We start from the raw sequence: 16,139 nt of genomic DNA, 5'->3' as shown, positions 1-16,139 counted from the left end.
AGTGCGGCAGCCATGCTGCCGCGCCAGCCGTGCGCACGATCTGGCACGTGTCACGTCGTTGACCCGGCTGGTCACGCAGATGCCGGGTGTGCTCGTCACGATTATGGAATCGGTCGGCAATGAATGAGATACCTTCATAGGAGATGTTTTTTGAAACAGGTTCTCGTCACAGGTACCACCCCATCATGCGCACAGCTTCCCTGCCATCCGCAATCAATCGTAGCCCAGCACCATCCCGGTCACGGAGCTTCAGCCCGTCACCTTGTCACTCCGCTCCCCCTGCGGTATACTGCTCTATGGCGTAGTCTGTTAGACAAAGGAGCATTCCCCATGCATAGCGCAACAATCGGTGTAATTGGTGGTAGTGGTCTCTATGCTATGCCCGATCTCAAAAACCCGGAGGAGGTACGCCTGACCACACCATTCGGAGATCCGAGCGATGCGTTTATCATCGGTGAGCTGGAAGGGCGGCGGGTGGCGTTCCTGCCGCGGCATGGACGTGGTCATCGCCTGAACCCCAGCGAAGTGCCGGCACGGGCGAATATCTATGCGTTTAAGCTGTTGGGAGTGCGAGCCTTGATTTCGGTAAGTGCGGTTGGTTCACTTCGCGAGGATTATGCCCCCGGTCATGCCGTCATTCCCGATCAAATTTTTGATCGTACCAAAGGTATTCGTCCGGCAACCTTCTTCGAGAGCGGCGTGGTGGCGCACGTGGCCTTTGATCGACCATTCTGCCCGTATCTGAGCAATATTCTGCTGCATGCGGCGCAGGCTGCCGGCGCGGTTGTCCATCAGGGCGGCACACTGGTGGTGATGGAGGGGCCGCAATTCTCGACCAAAGCCGAGAGCGAAGAGAACCGTCGCCGTGGTCATAGCCTGATCGGGATGACGGCGCTTCCCGAAGCAAAGCTGGCCCGCGAAGCCGAAATTGCCTACGCCACCCTGGCTATGGTCACCGACTACGATGTCTGGCATCCTGAACACGATGCCGTGACCGCCGAGCAGGTGATAAAGGTGCTGAGCGCGAATGTAACCCTCTCGCAACAGATTGTGCGTCACGCTGTGGCCCAGATTGATGAGAACTTTACCAGCCCGGCACACGATGCACTACGCTATGCTATTGTTACTCATCCCGATCATATTCCGGCAGCCGTGAAAGAGCGTTTGGCCCCAATCGCCGGACGCTACTGGTCGTGAGGCGTTATGCAAGGTGAGATACGGATTTTGCCGTTGCGCGGGATCGGTGAGGTGCAGCCGGGTGATGACCTGGTGGCACTTCTGGCTACGACTATCGATGCCGCAGGCGGCCTGGAACAAGGCGACATTCTGGTCGTCACGCAGAAGATTGTCTCGAAGGCCGAGGGTCGTCTGGTCGATCCATCAACCATCGAGCCATCACCCTTTGCGCAAGAGATCGCCCGTACCGCGAAGAAAGATGCCCGTTATCAAGAGGTGGTGCTGCGCGAGAGTAAGCGCATCGTGAAGATGGCGAATGGCGTCCTCATCACCGAAACCCGCCACGGCCTGGTGTGTGCCAACAGTGGTGTTGACGAGTCAAATGTGGATGGTGGGCGGCGGCTGGCGTTGTTGCCGCTCGATCCCGACACCAGTGCCGCGGCCTTGCGCGAAGGGTTGGCCCGACGCTACGACTGCGCACCAGCCGTAATTATTACTGACACCTTCGGTCGGCCATGGCGCGAGGGGCAGGTGAATGTGGCGATTGGGGTTGCCGGGATGCTACCGCTCCACGATTTTGCCGGCGTCGCCGATCCGTATGGATATACGATGCAGGCAACGTTAATCGCTGTTGCCGATGAATTGGCTGCCGCCGCTGAGCTGGTCATGGGCAAGATTGATCGGGTGCCGGCGGCGATTATTCGCGGCTATCACTATCTTCCCAGTCAGACTGCTACTGCTCGTCAGTTGATCCGCGATCCGCGGTTTGATCTCTTTCGGTAAGCCAATGGATTTTTTTACGCTTGTTCAGACCCGGCGGACGGTACGGTCGTTCTGTCCCGATCCGCCGCCGCGTGCGGCGATTGAGCAAATCCTCCTCGCTGCCAGTTGGGCGCCATCGCCGCACGGTCGCCAGCCCTGGCGCTTTGTGGTGGTTGAGTCGCTCGAACGGAAACAGCTTCTGGCGCAGGCGATGGGGGCAGCCTGGCGTCATCATCTTGCACTCGATGGTCACGATCCTTCTACGATTGAACAACGTTTGCAACGTTCTCTAGAGCGGGTGGTGAATGCACCGGTAATTATCGTGCCTTGCCTCTATCTCGACGACCTTGACGTATACCCTGATCCTGAACGCCAGGCTGCCGAAACTACTATGGCGATCCAGAGTTTGGGCTGTGCAGTGCAGAATATGTTGTTGGCAGCGTTTGCGCTCGGTTTGGCTGCAGGTTGGATGTGTGCGCCGCTCTTTGCACCAACCGCGGTACGTGCTGCACTAGAGTTAGCCGACGATCTACATCCACAGGCGCTGATTCCAATTGGCTACCTTGCCCACGAACCAAAACGCCGTCCGCGTCGTCCGTTGCACGAGCTGATCGTTCAGTGGTTGTAATGCTCTGGCGAGTTACGTCGCGGTCTAATGGCGATGGTGATGATCGCAGCGTACAGATCAAACATCGTCGAAATTAGTACTGTCTGGCGTAATCACACAAACAACGTGGTGAGTAGCCAGTTGCTATGGACGTGCTACGTTGCGTCTCACGGCAGCAACCTGGGTTCTCCCCATCCTCTGTGTCCTCCGTGTCTCTATGGTGACAAAGGTAGCAACTTGGGTTATGGTAGACGCTCCACCTATACTCACCCAACATCACACGTCTGATCGTGCCCGCCGTTCAGTTTATTGCAAAGGAGGTTACCGGATTGCAGACACTGATCTACCTGGCTGGCTTTGCCTTGATTTGTCTCGCATCGCACCGTATCGGACAGTGGTTTGCGCAGATACGGTTGCCGTATATTACGGGCTATCTCTTTACCGGCGTATTGGTTGGTTCCTTTGGGTTACAACTTCTGCCCTCAAGCGCTGGCGAGAACCTGCGTTTCATTGATCAGATTGCGCTGGCGGTGATTGCGTTTGTCGCCGGGAGTGAGTTGTTCTACAAAGATCTGCTCAGCCGTCTGCGTTCTATTCTGTGGTCGCTGAGCATGATCATTGCTGTCACACTGGGCTTCATTGGCACCACCCTCTTTTTCCTACTCGACGTGATCCCGTTTACGCAAGGGCTGAATGTCAGCGACAAGATCGCCGTCGCGCTACTGGGAACGACCATTTTGCTGGCGCTCTCTCCACCTTCAACCATTGCGGTAATCAAAGAGCTGCGTGCACGTGGCCCGGCAACCCGCCTGATCCTGGGCCTGACAGTGGCAATGGACGTTGCCATCATCGTGATCTTTGCGATCAGCTCGTCGTTTGCCGTAGCGCTGGTTGAGGGCAGCGGGGTTAATCTCGCCTTCCTCGCATTGTTACTACTCGATCTGGTCCTGTCGGGTATTGCTGGCTATGGTGTCGGTCAGGTGCTACAAGTTATTTTACGCCAAAGCTGGTCGCGATGGTTGAAGCTGACGCTTATTGTTGCCCTGGGTTATGGCATCTTTGCCGGTGCCGACTGGCTCAAGATTGTTTCGGCAGCGAGCTGGTCAATCAAAATTGTGATTGAACCGCTTCTCGTCGCGTTAATCAGTGGTTTCCTGATAACTAATTTCTCGCCGTATCGTGATGAGTTTGCTGAACTATTGCACGACATCAGTCCGGTTGTCTATGTTGCGTTCTTCACTGTCACCGGCCTGGGGCTTAAGCTTGATATTCTGTTGACGGCGCTGATCTTTGCTGCGGTTATCTTCCTCGTGCGCGCACTGGCAATCCTTTGCGGGAGTATGCTGGGCCTGACGATTGCCGGTGAACCGTCACGTTTTCGGTCACTCCTCTGGCTAGGCTTGATAACGCAGGCAGGCATTGCATTGGGTTTAGCGCGCGAAGCCTCGCTGCTGCTGCCGATGTCAGGCGATGCCTTTGCCACGTTGATCATTGCCGTGATCGTGCTGAATGAAATCTTCGGGCCGCTTACGTTGCGTTTTGCCCTGCAACGCCTGGGAGAAGCCAATCTGCCTGAACCCGGCATTCGCGACGATGTTCGTGATGTGCTCATCCTCGGCGTCGAACAGCAATCTATCGCCCTGGCCCGCCAATTGAGTGCGCGGGGCTGGCAGGTACGGGTGGCGGATACGGATCGCGATCACGTGCAACGCCTCGCTGCTGAGGATGTGGACGAGCGCTACATTCCAGAGGTTAGTTTGCAGACGTTGAGTGGCCTGATTACACGCGCCACCGATGCGGTGGTGGCTCTGTTGGAAAAAGACGAAGACAATCTGCGCGTCTGCCAGATCGCACTGGAAAAGTTTGGCGTACCGCGCCTGATCGTGCGACCCAATCGCTCTGAATTGCGGGAGCAGTTCCGCGAGTTAGGTGCGATCATCGTCGATCCAGCTACGGCGATGGTGAACCTGCTAGAGCAGGCGGTACGTGCGCCCCAATCCCTCTCGCTCCTCTTGCATACCGATCCGGTGTACGATGTGGTGCAGATGACCGTCACCAATCGTGAGATTGATGGTCGTCTGCTGCGCGATCTACGGCTACCTGCTGATGTGTTGTTGCTTGAAATCAGCCGTGACGGTCAGGCAATCGTCCCTCACGGCTACACCCAGCTGCGCCACGGTGACGAGCTAACCGTTCTCGGTAAGCCTGATAGCCTGCGTGAAGTAGGTCTAAGAATAGGTTGACATAAAGTATTTTTAGTTCGCCCCACCAATATCCTGCCGGGAGAGCGTGCGATAGGCGCTGTAGCCAAAGATGGCACTGTAGACTGCGACAATGATCAGCGCCTGCCACTGCGATGGCAGCAGACTGAGGTCGAGTGCCGAGGTCAGCACACTTTGATCGAGGCCGAACATTCGACTATTCTCGACGACCAGTCGGTTGATATTAGGCTGGAGCAAGAGATTGACCAGCGTGCGAATAAGCGGATCAACTGCGCCGATGGTGTTGAGCGAGCCGGCACTCACATCAAAGGCGAGAAAGATCAAACCGCCACCGATACCGGCGATCACCGAGCGGCCAAAAATAGCGCTGGCGCCGGCGATCAGGGTGTAGGGCAACATCACCACTAATGCCCGCAAGATACCAACCGGCAAGAGGAGCACCTCTAAGAACCCGATGCGTTGTGGCAAACCAAGTACCGCACCGAAGAGCAGTGCCAGCAGGGTGCCGAGGACAAGCGTGATAAGAATGGCGACCAGCAATGCCAGTTGCAACGCTACCAGTTTAGCCAGCAAATAGGCACCTCGATGCGGCGCTCGCGTCAACAGAATACGCAGCGTTCCCCAGTTAAAATCGCTCCCAAAAATCCCGGCGGTGAGGATAATCGCCAGGATGCCACCGGTACCGTTAATCGCACTCAGCATGGCGCCGAACACACCGGGCAGACTGAGCTGGAGCTTGATCTGTGCAATCGCTGCGTCACTGAGCAGGCTAAAGGTGACCTGCCCGCCACTGAACACGCCTTCTTGCAGAGCCACAACCAGAAACCAGAGGGTCTGTTGCAGCACAGTCAGCAGCAGAAAGATACCTAACAACAGCAGTGCCATCGGTCGACGTGAAATCTTGATCCATTCCGCCGCCAGCAGGTTCACAAACATGGTACGAATAGTCATAAGCGATGACCCAATGCTGTATCTATCTTCATCCCGTCACTACCTGTCGGTAGCGTTATGATCTTCCTCTGACAGATGAACCCCTGTCTAAGTCCGGGCAACGTCTTGCTTGCAGCGGCATTCTCCCGTGTTGCCAGTAGCTGTGGTGATCCGCGAGTCAGATACTCGCGTTACCGGCAGCAGCGCCGGCAACCAGCGATAGTGCAATCACGTGCGGGATTGGTTGCCTTACCCGCTCGTCAGGCGTATGTGGTGCCGTTCACCCTGCTGGTCTCGGCGATGATGTGCGTTCTCATTACGATCATGTAGTCTGTTAGTATTTAGAACCTATCCGAAACATCGCTTCTGAGGCACTTTTCGTAGGGCGAGATGCCATCTCGCCCCACTTTTCGGATAGGCTCTTAATGAAATGACTTCTAGATTTGATACCATACCCCTACTCAGCTTTAGTCACAGTCAAGAAAAACTCCTCTAGCGAGCTGTGACTGGCCCCGATCTCGGCTACGACAATATCGGCCCGGATCAAGAGCGCATTGATCTCTGCTGTTCGATCCGCCGGGGCGTCAATCAGGATCGCGTCTCCCTGCACGGTTACGCTATTGACCCACGACAGCGTGCGCAAGAGGCTTACTGCCGGCCCTGGATCGCCTTGCACTCGTAGTCGCACCCCTTGCCCACGGCGCAGCAACGTTGCCACATCGCCAGACGCGATCAACTTGCCCTCTTTCAAGATGGCTACCCGGCTACAGAGCTGCTCAACTTCGTACAGCAGATGACTACAAAGCAGGATCGTGCGACCACCGGCGGCCAGTTCGCGAATCAGATTACGAATTTCAACCGTACCTGCCGGATCGAGGCCATTGGTTGGCTCATCGAGCATGATCAATTCGGGATTGGGTAACAGGGCAGCCGCAATGGCCAGCCGTTGCTTCATACCCTGCGAATAGGTTGCCACCTTATCACGGGCACGGTCACTTAATTCAACCGTTGTCAGTACCTGATCAACCCGCTCAGCCGGGATACCGCCGGCACGGGCCAGAACACGGAGATTGTCGGCGCCACTGAGGTATGGATAGAACGCTGGGGCCTCGATCATTGCCCCTACCCGGCGCAATGCCTCCGCCGGTTCACGCTGGACATCGTGCCCAAGCACGATAGCCTGTCCCTTTGTCGGTCGCACCAGCCCCAACAGCATAGCGATGGTTGTGGTCTTGCCGGCACCGTTGGGGCCAAGGAAACCGAACACTTCCCCTTTGCCAACCGTCAGATTGAGCCGATCAACGGCAAGCCGTTTACCATACCGTTTGGTGAGTTCGATGGTTTCAATCGCATTCATAGGACGTGTTCATTGGTAATCTTGCTTTGTTGCATAATAACACACTCGCACCGGACTAGTACAAAAGTAATGTGTCCGTCGACGGCGATGGCCGCGATAAGCCGTGTGTCTATCGCCCCTCAGTGCAGCGTTTCTTCTGTGATACCGCCTGCGATGGCGGTGATGGAGACCTGATCATGGCATTTGGAATTGCCGCTGATATACCGCTCATCGAGAGTGTTGCACGTCAGTTCGGGGTTTTATATACCAGTCATAACCCGGTGAACGTATCCTGTGCGTTCGTTAATCGGTTGGGCCAGGTAGCGATCTATTACTGCCCGGTCTCAACTCTACAGTAGGGATGGCCGGTTCCGACTTTACAAGATGCCTGATCCTGGATGTCATATCAAAATCGTGGCATGCCCTGGGAGCGCACCTTTGGCGCACTTATCACCTGACACTGTCTGCCATACCTGTTGCTAGCGGTGCAGTGCAACCTTGAAACCTACGCACGACGGTGTGCGCTATGCGGAGCACCGGTGCCCCTATGGCTCTGACAACCTGAACCATGCCCAGTGTTAGGAAAGATTTGGCATAACGGTTCCGCACCCGTTGTTCGTTATCTGAGGGTTGCACGAGCTAGCGGTGTTGTTATAAACGACACACGGCCCCGCAGGCGTATGCTCTCCCAATTCAGGATCGCTCATCTTTCCCCAACAAATCCAGCAACTGCGTTTGTCCACGGATAGCGGCATGTGCTACGGCACGACCACAGAGCGCACCGATCACGTTGCCGGTGCCATTGTAGGCGCCGATAGCCCAAACGCCGGGGCGAATCTGGCGAGCAATCGGCAAGATGCTATCGCGGCGGTACCCCACCTGAGCGGCCCAGCGCCGTTCAATCGCTGCCTGGCTACCGATCCGTTCCCGCAGTATCTGTTCGAGCGCAGCCTGGACTGCTGGCGAGGGTTGTGGCGGCGCATCCCATTCGCTCTCCGCAAAGCGGTCACGACAACCGCCCAGCGCAATGCGACCATCGGGAAGTTGCTGCCAGTAGTCGTAACCCCAGCGGGTGTACACGGGCCGGGGAATAGTACAGTGCGGATCGGGGGCTGTCGCCAGCATTTGGAGGCGGGTGGTGCGCACGGTATCGCGGAGTTCGGGCAGTAATCGCTCAAGACCACCGTCAACGGCGACGATGACCTGGCGGGCATGGATGGTGCCTTGCGGACAGTGAACCGTTGTCCCGCTGATGTCTAATGCTGGCGTGTGCGTAAACAAGAGCGCACCGCCGCGTTCGACCTGTCGGGCCAGCCAGATGCAGCGGTGTAACGGCTGGAATGCGCCATCGGTTGGTATGAGCAGACCTTCGCCTTCTGGCCCGCGATACGCTTCGACCGGCAGATCATCGGCACGCATTGCTGCCATCTGCGCCGTGCAATCGGCCAGTTCTTCTGGCGATGCGGCGATACGCAACGACCCCACCTGGCGCACAATCGTCGGCATCAGTGCTGCCATTCGTTGGATTTCACTGATTGTTAAGCGATAAATGGCAGATGCCCGCTCGCGACCGAGTTTAGCTACTGCGTCGTGGTAGAACGCGGCCAGACCGGCAAGCAAAAAGCCACCGTTGCGCCCTGCCGCCCCACCACCGATAGTCGAGACGTCAATACCGGCCACACGAACGCCAAGGGTCAGCAATTCATAAATACAGCTTAACCCCGATCCGCCCAACCCAATCACGCATACGTCAACCGCAACCTCATCGTTGAGTGCCGGAAAAGTGGGAATTGCCCCATCATTCCAAATCGGTTCGTTGTGCATCAGTGGCTCCATTGCTTCCTGCGCAGGGGTACTTCTCCCTGAACCTGATGAAAAATTATACGCGATGATGACATGGTGGCCCGGCAACGCATACTGTCTGAAGGTGTCCAGGCTCTCCGTAGCGCGGGCTGGAAGCCCGCGTGCAGCCATCCCCGCCACCGCCATCAGGTAATGGACGAGGAAATGGTGCGCATGCTCCTCGTGGCGCGGGCTTCCAGCCCGCGTGTGGGTCTCCCTACCATCGCCGTCAGATAATTGCAGGATGGTATGCCAGCAACGCATGGACATAGTAGCCTCTATGCTATAATTGAGCCGCTATGGAACAAAAAGCACCTGCAACTTCGCTGCGCACCAGCCTGCGCAAATCAATTCTCACCTCGCTCGCCATCGGCCTGGCGGTCGTGATCGTGATCAGTCTGTTCAGCGATCTACGTGACGTCGGTAACGATCTGCTGTCATTCGATTGGATGCTGTTGCCGCTGATCCTGGTTGGCACCATCATCAATTACTGGCTACGCTGGCTGAAATGGGATTACTATCTGCGCTATCTGAAGCTTGACCGCAATATCGACCGCTCGACCAGCGGTCTCATTTTTACTGCCGGTCTGGTCATGTCGGTAACACCGGGCAAGATGGGAGAAGTCTTGAAGTCATTTCTGCTGCGCCAGCGCAACGGCACCGCGATCAGCCGGTCGGCACCGATTGTTCTGGCCGAGCGTTTGACCGATGGTATTGCCATGCTTCTCTTAATGGGATTGGGGCTGACGCTCTACCCGCCGGCGCGACCACTGTTTATCGTGCTGGTACTGCTGACGATTGCCGGGATAGTGATTGTCCAGCGTCAGGCGCTGGCGCTCTCGATCATCAGGTTCGTCGCCCGCTTACCATTTGGGCAGCGCGTGGCCTCTCGTCTGGAGACAATCTACACAACCACCGCGCAATTGTTGCATTGGCGCATTCTGCTGGTTTCCACCCTGATCAGCGTGGTTTCATGGGGTTTTGAGTGTGTTGCTTTCTTCTTCGTGCTAATGGGAGTAGGAAGCGACCCCTCGTGGTTGTTGCTGTTGCAGGCAACATTTATCTTTGCTGCCAGCACCCTCTTTGGTCTGGTCTCATTTCTGCCCGGCGGTTTAGGTGCATCAGAAGTCAGTAGTGTTGGTTTACTAGTGGCCCTGGTTGGCTTAAGCGCCAGTGCCGCAACGACGGCAACGATTGTGATCAGGTTCTGTACACTGTGGTTCGGGGTATTGTTGGGAGTGATCGCACTGGCCTGGCTGAGCCGTCGTTCGGCAACAGCAGGTGTGCAAGACGATGTAACTTCGTTGAGTGATGTTTCGGAGGTGCTATGACATCGGTCTTTACGCGAATTGTCCGCGGTGAAATTCCGGCGTTCAAGCTGTATGAAGATGATCTGACCCTCTCGTTTCTTGACATCAATCCAGCAGCACGCGGTCATGCGCTGGTGATTGCCAAACCCGAATTGCCTGGTCTCCTCGACTTACCCCCTGAGTTGGTTTCTGCTGTAGCTCTTACAACGCAGCGTGTTGCACGAGCAATTGTTGAGGCACTCAAACCGGATGGTTTCAACGTCATTCAAAACAACGGGGCAGCCGCCGGCCAGGTTGTTTTTCACTATCACGTACATATTATTCCGCGCTGGGAAGGGGATCGCTCGGTCAAGCTTTGGCGTCCCGGAACAATGAGTATGGACGATCTGCGGGCCGTTGCCGACCAGATACTCGCTCATATCTGAGGCGTGACCGATGAGCGAACCTGTTTCTCCTTCGCCACCAACGACGAAAACTGAGCCGAACAGTGCTACGCCATCCACACCGGCACCGGCGGCAGAGCCTGCGGCCACGAGGCCGTTGCGGCAGCGTCCGGCCCGTAACAATCGGTTACGCACCGGTATGGTGGTGGCGTTAGTTGTGCTCTTGTTCATCATTCTGGCACTGATCATTGCCGGGATTGGTGGCGTTCACCGTCCATCCTCTGCCCAAAACCGGCTCACACCACGCGATCTGATTTTGCAACCGACGACCTTTGCCACCACTGTTGCTCTCCAATCAAGTGCATCAACTACCGTTGTTGACATTGCCCCACGTTTTGTTGCTGCTTACGAACAACTTGGCGGTTTGCGTCGGCTTGGCCTACCGATTAGCCCCGCGCTGCTGTTAAACGGGCGCGAGGTGCAGTGGTTTGAACGGGCCAGAGTGGAATACTGGCCTGAGCTGGCCGGTACGCCCTACGAGTTTCAGATTGGCCTGGTGGGAGTAGAGTACATTGCCGGGCGCACCTTCTTGCGCCCCGAACCGTTTGAGTCGCGTCCAGATTTACGCTATTTTCCCGAAACCGGCTTTGGTGTTGGTGGTCTCTTCCTTGAGTTCTGGGAAGAGAACGGCGGTCTGATGTCGTTCGGGTATCCTATCAGCGCTGAATTCGACGAGGTGCAACCAGATGGTCGGGCGTTTCGGGTCCAGTATTTCGAGCGTGCCCGTTTTGAGCTGCATCCTGAAGCTGCCGGTACACCCTATGTGGTGCAATTAGGTCTCTTGGGTTCGACCCTCTACTTTGGTGAGCCGCGGCCACAGACTGTGCAACCTCGTCCGACACCGGTACCGTAATACCTCTACGAGCGGGAACAGAGCAGGTATGGCGTCAGCACAACTCGATCTGGCTATTCTGGCGGCTGTCGTGCGGCAGGTGGGTGGCGAATCGAGCCAGGTTGCGTATGTGTTAGAATTGTTCCGCCACCGGCTCATCGCCGATGGTCAACAACCAGTGCAGATGCTGTATGTCTATCGTTCTGCCGGTTCGGCAGCGCGTTCATTGGCGCCTCCTGGCCCTGATACAATACCGCCTGCCCGGCCACGGCTGCTACTCGCGTTTCTTAGTGCCGACGCTGCAGTCGGTTTTGCTCAACGCACCGGGCTGTCACGTTCACCGCGGTTGCTAACCATTTCACCAGCACGTGCACTGGCAGTTCTCCTGCAACAGTCGGGATTGAGTGCGTTGCATATCGCATACGATGATGTGCCGGCTCCTGATGGATTACCAGTAGGCTGGCGGTTGTTGCGGACTGAGCTGTTGGCGATGTTTGCAATCGACTCAGGCGTTGTTTGAACGGTACCTCGCAGGCTAAGGAGGAAGGAATGGGAAGCCGCTTCGACGAGATGCGGATTTTTGCCGGCAATGGTAATCTACCACTGGCCAGGGCCATCAGTGAGCGCCTTGGCGTTCCGCTGGGTGATGTTACCATTGTGAAGTTTAGCAATGAGAATATCTTTGTCAGGCTTAATGAAAGTGTACGTGAAAAGGATGTCTTCGTTATTCAATCACTGTCAATGCCCGATCTCAGTGATCGGATTATGGAATTGCTGATTTTACTCGATGCCTGTAAGCGTGCCTCTGCCGGGCGGATTACCGCTGTCATTCCTTATTACGCTTACGGGCGTACTGATAAGAAAGACCAGCCCCGCGTACCGATTACTGCCCGCTTGCTGGCTGATATGATCCAGGTTGCCGGCGCACATCAGGTGATGACGATTGACCTGCACGCCGGGCAGATTCAGGGCTTTTTCTCGATCCCGATGGATGAACTGACAGCCATGAATCTGCTGGTGCGCTATTTTGCCGATAAGGGCTGGAACGATCTGATTGTCGTCTCGCCCGATGTTGGCTTTGCCAAACGTGCCCGCAACTTCGCCGAAGCCCTGAATGCGCCGCTGGCGATTGCTGAAAAGCGCCGGCTGCAACATTTTGATCGGAAAGACGGTTCACTCACCGTTCCGGAAATTCTGAATCTGATCGGTGATGTACGCGGCAAGCGTTGTCTGATTGTAGACGACGAGATTGCCACCGGTAGCTCGATCCTCGAAGTCGTGCAGTTGCTCGAAAAGGAGGGCGCGAGCGAGATTTATGCCTGCTGCGTCCACCCGGTGTTTGCCGGGAATGCTATCGAGCGCCTGCGGGCAAGTCCGATCCGCGAGGTTGTGGTGACCGATACATTACCGGTTGCTCCGGAACGACGCTGGCCCGGCCTGACAATCCTCTCGGTCAGTACGTTGATTGCTGAAGTCATCCAGCGCATCCATAGCGGTGTGAGTGTCGATACGATATTTCAACATCGTCGCCATCCAGCATTAAGCTAGATTACAGGGTGCGACCTCATATACCGGTGTCGCACCCCTGTGCCTACTCGAACCCCAGACCTCGTTCGCGCAAACTGACGTAGCGGCCATTGCCGATAATCAGGTGATCGACCACCTCAATATCCAGCAGGCGACCAGCGGAAACTAATTGCCTGGTGATCTCGATATCTTCCATAGACGGTGTCGGTTCGCCTGATGGATGGTTGTGGACAACGATGATAGCAGCGCTGTTACGCCGCACCGCCTCTTTGAACACCTCGCCGATGCGCACATTTGCCGAGTTGAGGCTGCCAATATACACCGTGGTGATCTGCTGTACCCGATTTTTGGTGTCGAGTAAGATCGTGCGCAGATGCTCCTGATCGAGATGACTCATTTCAACCAACAGCAATGTTGCCACATCAGCCGGTGAGCGGATGGGAAACCGCTCCTCGATAGCGCTTCTGGCCAGACGACGCCCGATCTCAAGCGCGGCTTTGACGGTGGCCGCTTTACTCACCCCCATTCCGTGCAGCCGACAAAGCTCTTGAAAGTTCAGGCGCTGTAGTCCTTGCAGCCCACCACTTTCTGCAAGCAGTTGTTGCGCCAACTGTAAGACGTTGGTACCGTTGGTGCCAACCCGCAACAGGATAGCCAGTAATTCGGCGTCGCTCAACGCTCCTGCCCCCTGCCGGGCCAGCCGCTCTCGTGGTTGATCGTGGAGCGGTTGTTCGTGGATTCGTAGTGAGATCATGCATCCCTCGTGCTGAAATGACGGCTCTACTATATATACCGTTGAGAGATGCCAAAAGGTGCGCACGAATTTTACTGGCAGATAATTGTCGGTAGCCGACGGCTGCGCAGCAGAGCTTCGGTGGTCGAGCCGATCACCAGATCACTTAACGGATCGCGATGACCGTAGCCTCCCATCACCACCAGATCACTGCGGGTCTGCTCGGCAGCATGGATAATCGCTGCCGCCGGTTCACCCCGTTCGAGGATATAACCGGCGGCAATGTTATACCGTTCGAGATAGCGAAATGCCCGTAATCGCACCTGTTCCGCTTCAGCTTTCCCTTCGAGGACGGTGACCACATTGAGTGACAATTGCCAGCGTGCGGCCAGGTACGTGGCCAGGTACAACGCTTCTTCAGCTTTGCGACTACCATCATACGCCAGTAACAGTCGCTCAATATGCTCTACCGCACGCGGCACCGTTAAGACCGGGCGTACCGAGCAGCGGAGAATAGTGCGCAGACCAGACGTCAACCTGGCCAGTGGCGAGCGTCCGGGTGGGTGATTGACCTGAATCGCTACCAGATCGACCAGGCGGGCACGATCGCGGATGATTCGGTCGATAGTACCAACGTCAATTGCACACTCGCCGTGGACACCGGCAGCAGCGCAGCGTTCGATAAACTCACGGGCTACCGCCTGAGCGGCTACTGAATTGCGTTGATTGACACTGCGTACCACGTGGATACCGAGCGGTCGTATCAGTTCGCGTTTTGCCCAGGCCAGAATCTGTTCAAGAACCTGCCACCCATCCGGCGTGCCGTTTACCGGCACCAGCACCTCGCGAAAGAGCCAGGATGCCGGATCAAGAGTACGGTTTCGTCGCCAGACACCGGCTGGAACCGCCGGTTCGAGGTTGTCGGGAATCATCCGGTCAAGCAGTTGCTCAGCCCGTCCTGGTGCCTCTGTCAGGTCTTCGATTGCCTGAGTAAGGCTAATGTCCCAGCCCAACTGCTTGCTCAGCTCATCGCGGTGATCGCAGAGCCAGAGATAGAGGTCGGTGGTGCTGCGTTGGGGAAAATCGCGCAGCAGACCACGCTCGTGGATCAGATCGGCTATTGGCCGATAGACCTGATCGTACCAGACGCACGCCGCTTCAGAGAGCGATGGTGTGTGATCGGCTGTCGTGAGTCGTTGCCGAATGTGCTCGATCTGCTGGTGTAATTTATCGTACTGACCTGCAACCGTGACCCGCAAATCACAGCCGGGTCGTAATTCATCGAGGCGTGTCGCTTCGAGAAAATCGGCGTATTCACCGGCAATAATGATCTCTTCCAGAGTCATCGACGGGTCAACTGGTGCTCGTGCCTTCAATGGCACAACATACGCCTGGATGTGATCCATCCCCATCTGACGGGCAACAGAGACGCGGTGATTACCATCGATAACGAAGTAGGCGTTGCCAATCTGGTAGACTTCAATCGGTGGCCAGCCGTGCAAACTGTCAACGGCTGCCATCACCCGCGACCAGCGTTGCCAGTCATCGTCGCGGCGTGGCAAAAAACTGCGATTGAAGTCGTGATAACGACCAACACTGCCGACAATCGCATTGAGTGGAATCTCGCGCAGTTGGCGTTCACCGGCCAGTTTCGCGTGTACACGTTGACGCACCTCTTCAAACGGCAACAAATCGTCTGACCGGCCTTGCAAACGGGCCAGCAGATGCTCAATATCGGCACGCCAGCGCAAGCGCTGAAAGTCGTGTAATGCCGCAACGATGCGTCCATTGGTTGATTCTTCCATAGCAGGAGATACTATACCATAGAACGTTGCTGGAGTAACCGGGTGCCACTTATTCAGAACGTAAAAGCTGTGCGGTTGTGCTCCCAGACGGTCACCCAGGCGCATGCACGCCTGTCAACGGCCAACGACAATACATCTTGCACTCAGTCTGCTGGTATCGCGGCGAGAAGTGCTACCGACCATCGCCGGTACTATCACATGCCGGATTGGTTGCCGTACCCGCTCGTCATGCGCGTGGCGCGACGTTTGGCGTGCGGCAGCCATGCTGCCGCGCCAGCCGCGCTCGCGATCATGTGGAGGTTGCAGCGGGTACCCCACAGCTCCGCGCCCAGTGGGATCACGTGTCAGGGTCGATACCGTTGCCGACCACCATTACCCGTGGCGCGCGGTGTGGAGTGCGGCAGCCATGCTGCCGCGCCAGCCGCGCTTGCGATCACGTGGAGGTTGCAGCGGCTACCCCGCAGCGCTGCGCCCAGTGGGATCACGTGTCAGGGTAGCTACCATTGCCGACCACCATTACCCGTGGCGTACGGTTTGGAGTGCGGCAGCTATGCTGCCGCGCCAGCCGTATTTGCGATCCGGCGCGTGGCATACCGTTCCCCATCCTGGTCACG

At 56.5% G+C, this 16,139-nt stretch carries 14 protein-coding genes; 9 read left to right on the top strand and 5 right to left on the bottom strand.

Translation table 11 applies throughout. From position 1 onward, the window contains the following. Nucleotides 1-330 precede the first annotated feature (330 nt). From mtnP to VAE55_RS09165, 4 genes are all read left to right on the top strand, one after another. Nucleotides 331-1,197 carry an S-methyl-5'-thioadenosine phosphorylase gene (mtnP, locus tag VAE55_RS09180; RefSeq protein ID WP_322815484.1) on the top strand — a complete coding sequence of 289 codons (867 nt, stop codon included), beginning with the start codon at nt 331-333 and terminating at the stop codon, nt 1,195-1,197. Between the two features lie 6 nt (nt 1,198-1,203). After that, complete coding sequence (cofE, locus tag VAE55_RS09175) at nt 1,204-1,959, top strand: coenzyme F420-0:L-glutamate ligase (protein WP_322815483.1); 756 nt, start codon at nt 1,204-1,206, stop codon at nt 1,957-1,959. Between the two features lie 4 nt (nt 1,960-1,963). Then, entirely contained in the window at nt 1,964-2,566 is a 603-nt protein-coding gene (locus VAE55_RS09170) for a nitroreductase family protein (RefSeq protein WP_322815482.1), read from the top strand. A gap of 308 nt (nt 2,567-2,874) precedes the next feature. After that, complete coding sequence (locus tag VAE55_RS09165; protein ID WP_322815481.1) at nt 2,875-4,788, top strand: monovalent cation:proton antiporter family protein; 1,914 nt, start codon at nt 2,875-2,877, stop codon at nt 4,786-4,788. A 12-nt stretch (nt 4,789-4,800) separates the two neighbouring features. Here VAE55_RS09165 and VAE55_RS09160 read toward each other — a convergent pair whose 3' ends face one another. From VAE55_RS09160 to VAE55_RS09150, 3 genes are all read right to left on the bottom strand, one after another. Continuing rightward, nucleotides 4,801-5,718, bottom strand: coding sequence for an ABC transporter permease subunit (locus tag VAE55_RS09160; RefSeq protein ID WP_322815480.1), 918 nt, complete (start codon nt 5,716-5,718; stop codon nt 4,801-4,803). A gap of 436 nt (nt 5,719-6,154) precedes the next feature. Then, nucleotides 6,155-7,054 (bottom strand): ABC transporter ATP-binding protein, encoded by a 900-nt coding sequence (locus VAE55_RS09155; protein WP_322815479.1) that lies wholly within the window; start codon nt 7,052-7,054, stop codon nt 6,155-6,157. A 672-nt stretch (nt 7,055-7,726) separates the two neighbouring features. Then, the gene (locus tag VAE55_RS09150; protein ID WP_322815478.1) at nt 7,727-8,857 is read right to left on the bottom strand and encodes an FAD-binding oxidoreductase; all 1,131 of its coding nucleotides are present in this window, start codon (nt 8,855-8,857) and stop codon (nt 7,727-7,729) included. A gap of 317 nt (nt 8,858-9,174) precedes the next feature. Between VAE55_RS09150 and VAE55_RS09145 the strand changes: the two genes are divergently transcribed. Genes VAE55_RS09145 through VAE55_RS09125 form a run of 5 tightly spaced genes read left to right on the top strand, consistent with a single transcriptional unit; the run spans nt 9,175 to nt 13,008 of the window. Further along, the gene (locus VAE55_RS09145; RefSeq protein WP_322815477.1) at nt 9,175-10,206 is read left to right on the top strand and encodes a lysylphosphatidylglycerol synthase transmembrane domain-containing protein; all 1,032 of its coding nucleotides are present in this window, start codon (nt 9,175-9,177) and stop codon (nt 10,204-10,206) included. After that, nucleotides 10,203-10,610, top strand: coding sequence for an HIT family protein (locus VAE55_RS09140; protein ID WP_322815476.1), 408 nt, complete (start codon nt 10,203-10,205; stop codon nt 10,608-10,610). Before VAE55_RS09145 ends, VAE55_RS09140 begins: the two co-directional genes overlap by 4 nt. Before the next feature lie 10 nt (nt 10,611-10,620). Then, nucleotides 10,621-11,481 (top strand): hypothetical protein, encoded by an 861-nt coding sequence (locus VAE55_RS09135; RefSeq protein WP_322815475.1) that lies wholly within the window; start codon nt 10,621-10,623, stop codon nt 11,479-11,481. A 28-nt stretch (nt 11,482-11,509) separates the two neighbouring features. Beyond that, complete coding sequence (locus tag VAE55_RS09130) at nt 11,510-11,980, top strand: hypothetical protein (protein ID WP_322815474.1); 471 nt, start codon at nt 11,510-11,512, stop codon at nt 11,978-11,980. Nucleotides 11,981-12,009: 29 nt separating this feature from the next. Beyond that, entirely contained in the window at nt 12,010-13,008 is a 999-nt protein-coding gene (locus tag VAE55_RS09125; protein ID WP_322815473.1) for a ribose-phosphate pyrophosphokinase, read from the top strand. Nucleotides 13,009-13,051: 43 nt separating this feature from the next. Here the strand turns inward: VAE55_RS09125 and radC are convergent, their stop codons facing one another. Both radC and VAE55_RS09115 read right to left on the bottom strand, forming a co-directional pair. After that, nucleotides 13,052-13,741: a RadC family protein gene (gene radC, locus VAE55_RS09120; protein WP_322815472.1), complete on the bottom strand. Its 690-nt coding sequence runs from the start codon at nt 13,739-13,741 to the stop codon at nt 13,052-13,054. 71 nt (nt 13,742-13,812) lie between these two features. Then, nucleotides 13,813-15,525 carry a universal stress protein gene (locus VAE55_RS09115; protein WP_322815471.1) on the bottom strand — a complete coding sequence of 571 codons (1,713 nt, stop codon included), beginning with the start codon at nt 15,523-15,525 and terminating at the stop codon, nt 13,813-13,815. Nucleotides 15,526-16,139: the final 614 nt, after the last annotated feature.

The organism is Chloroflexus sp. (assembly GCF_034432675.1).
GTDB lineage: Bacteria > Chloroflexota > Chloroflexia > Chloroflexales > Chloroflexaceae > Chloroflexus.
This window is presented reverse-complemented; position numbering and strand designations above follow the sequence as displayed.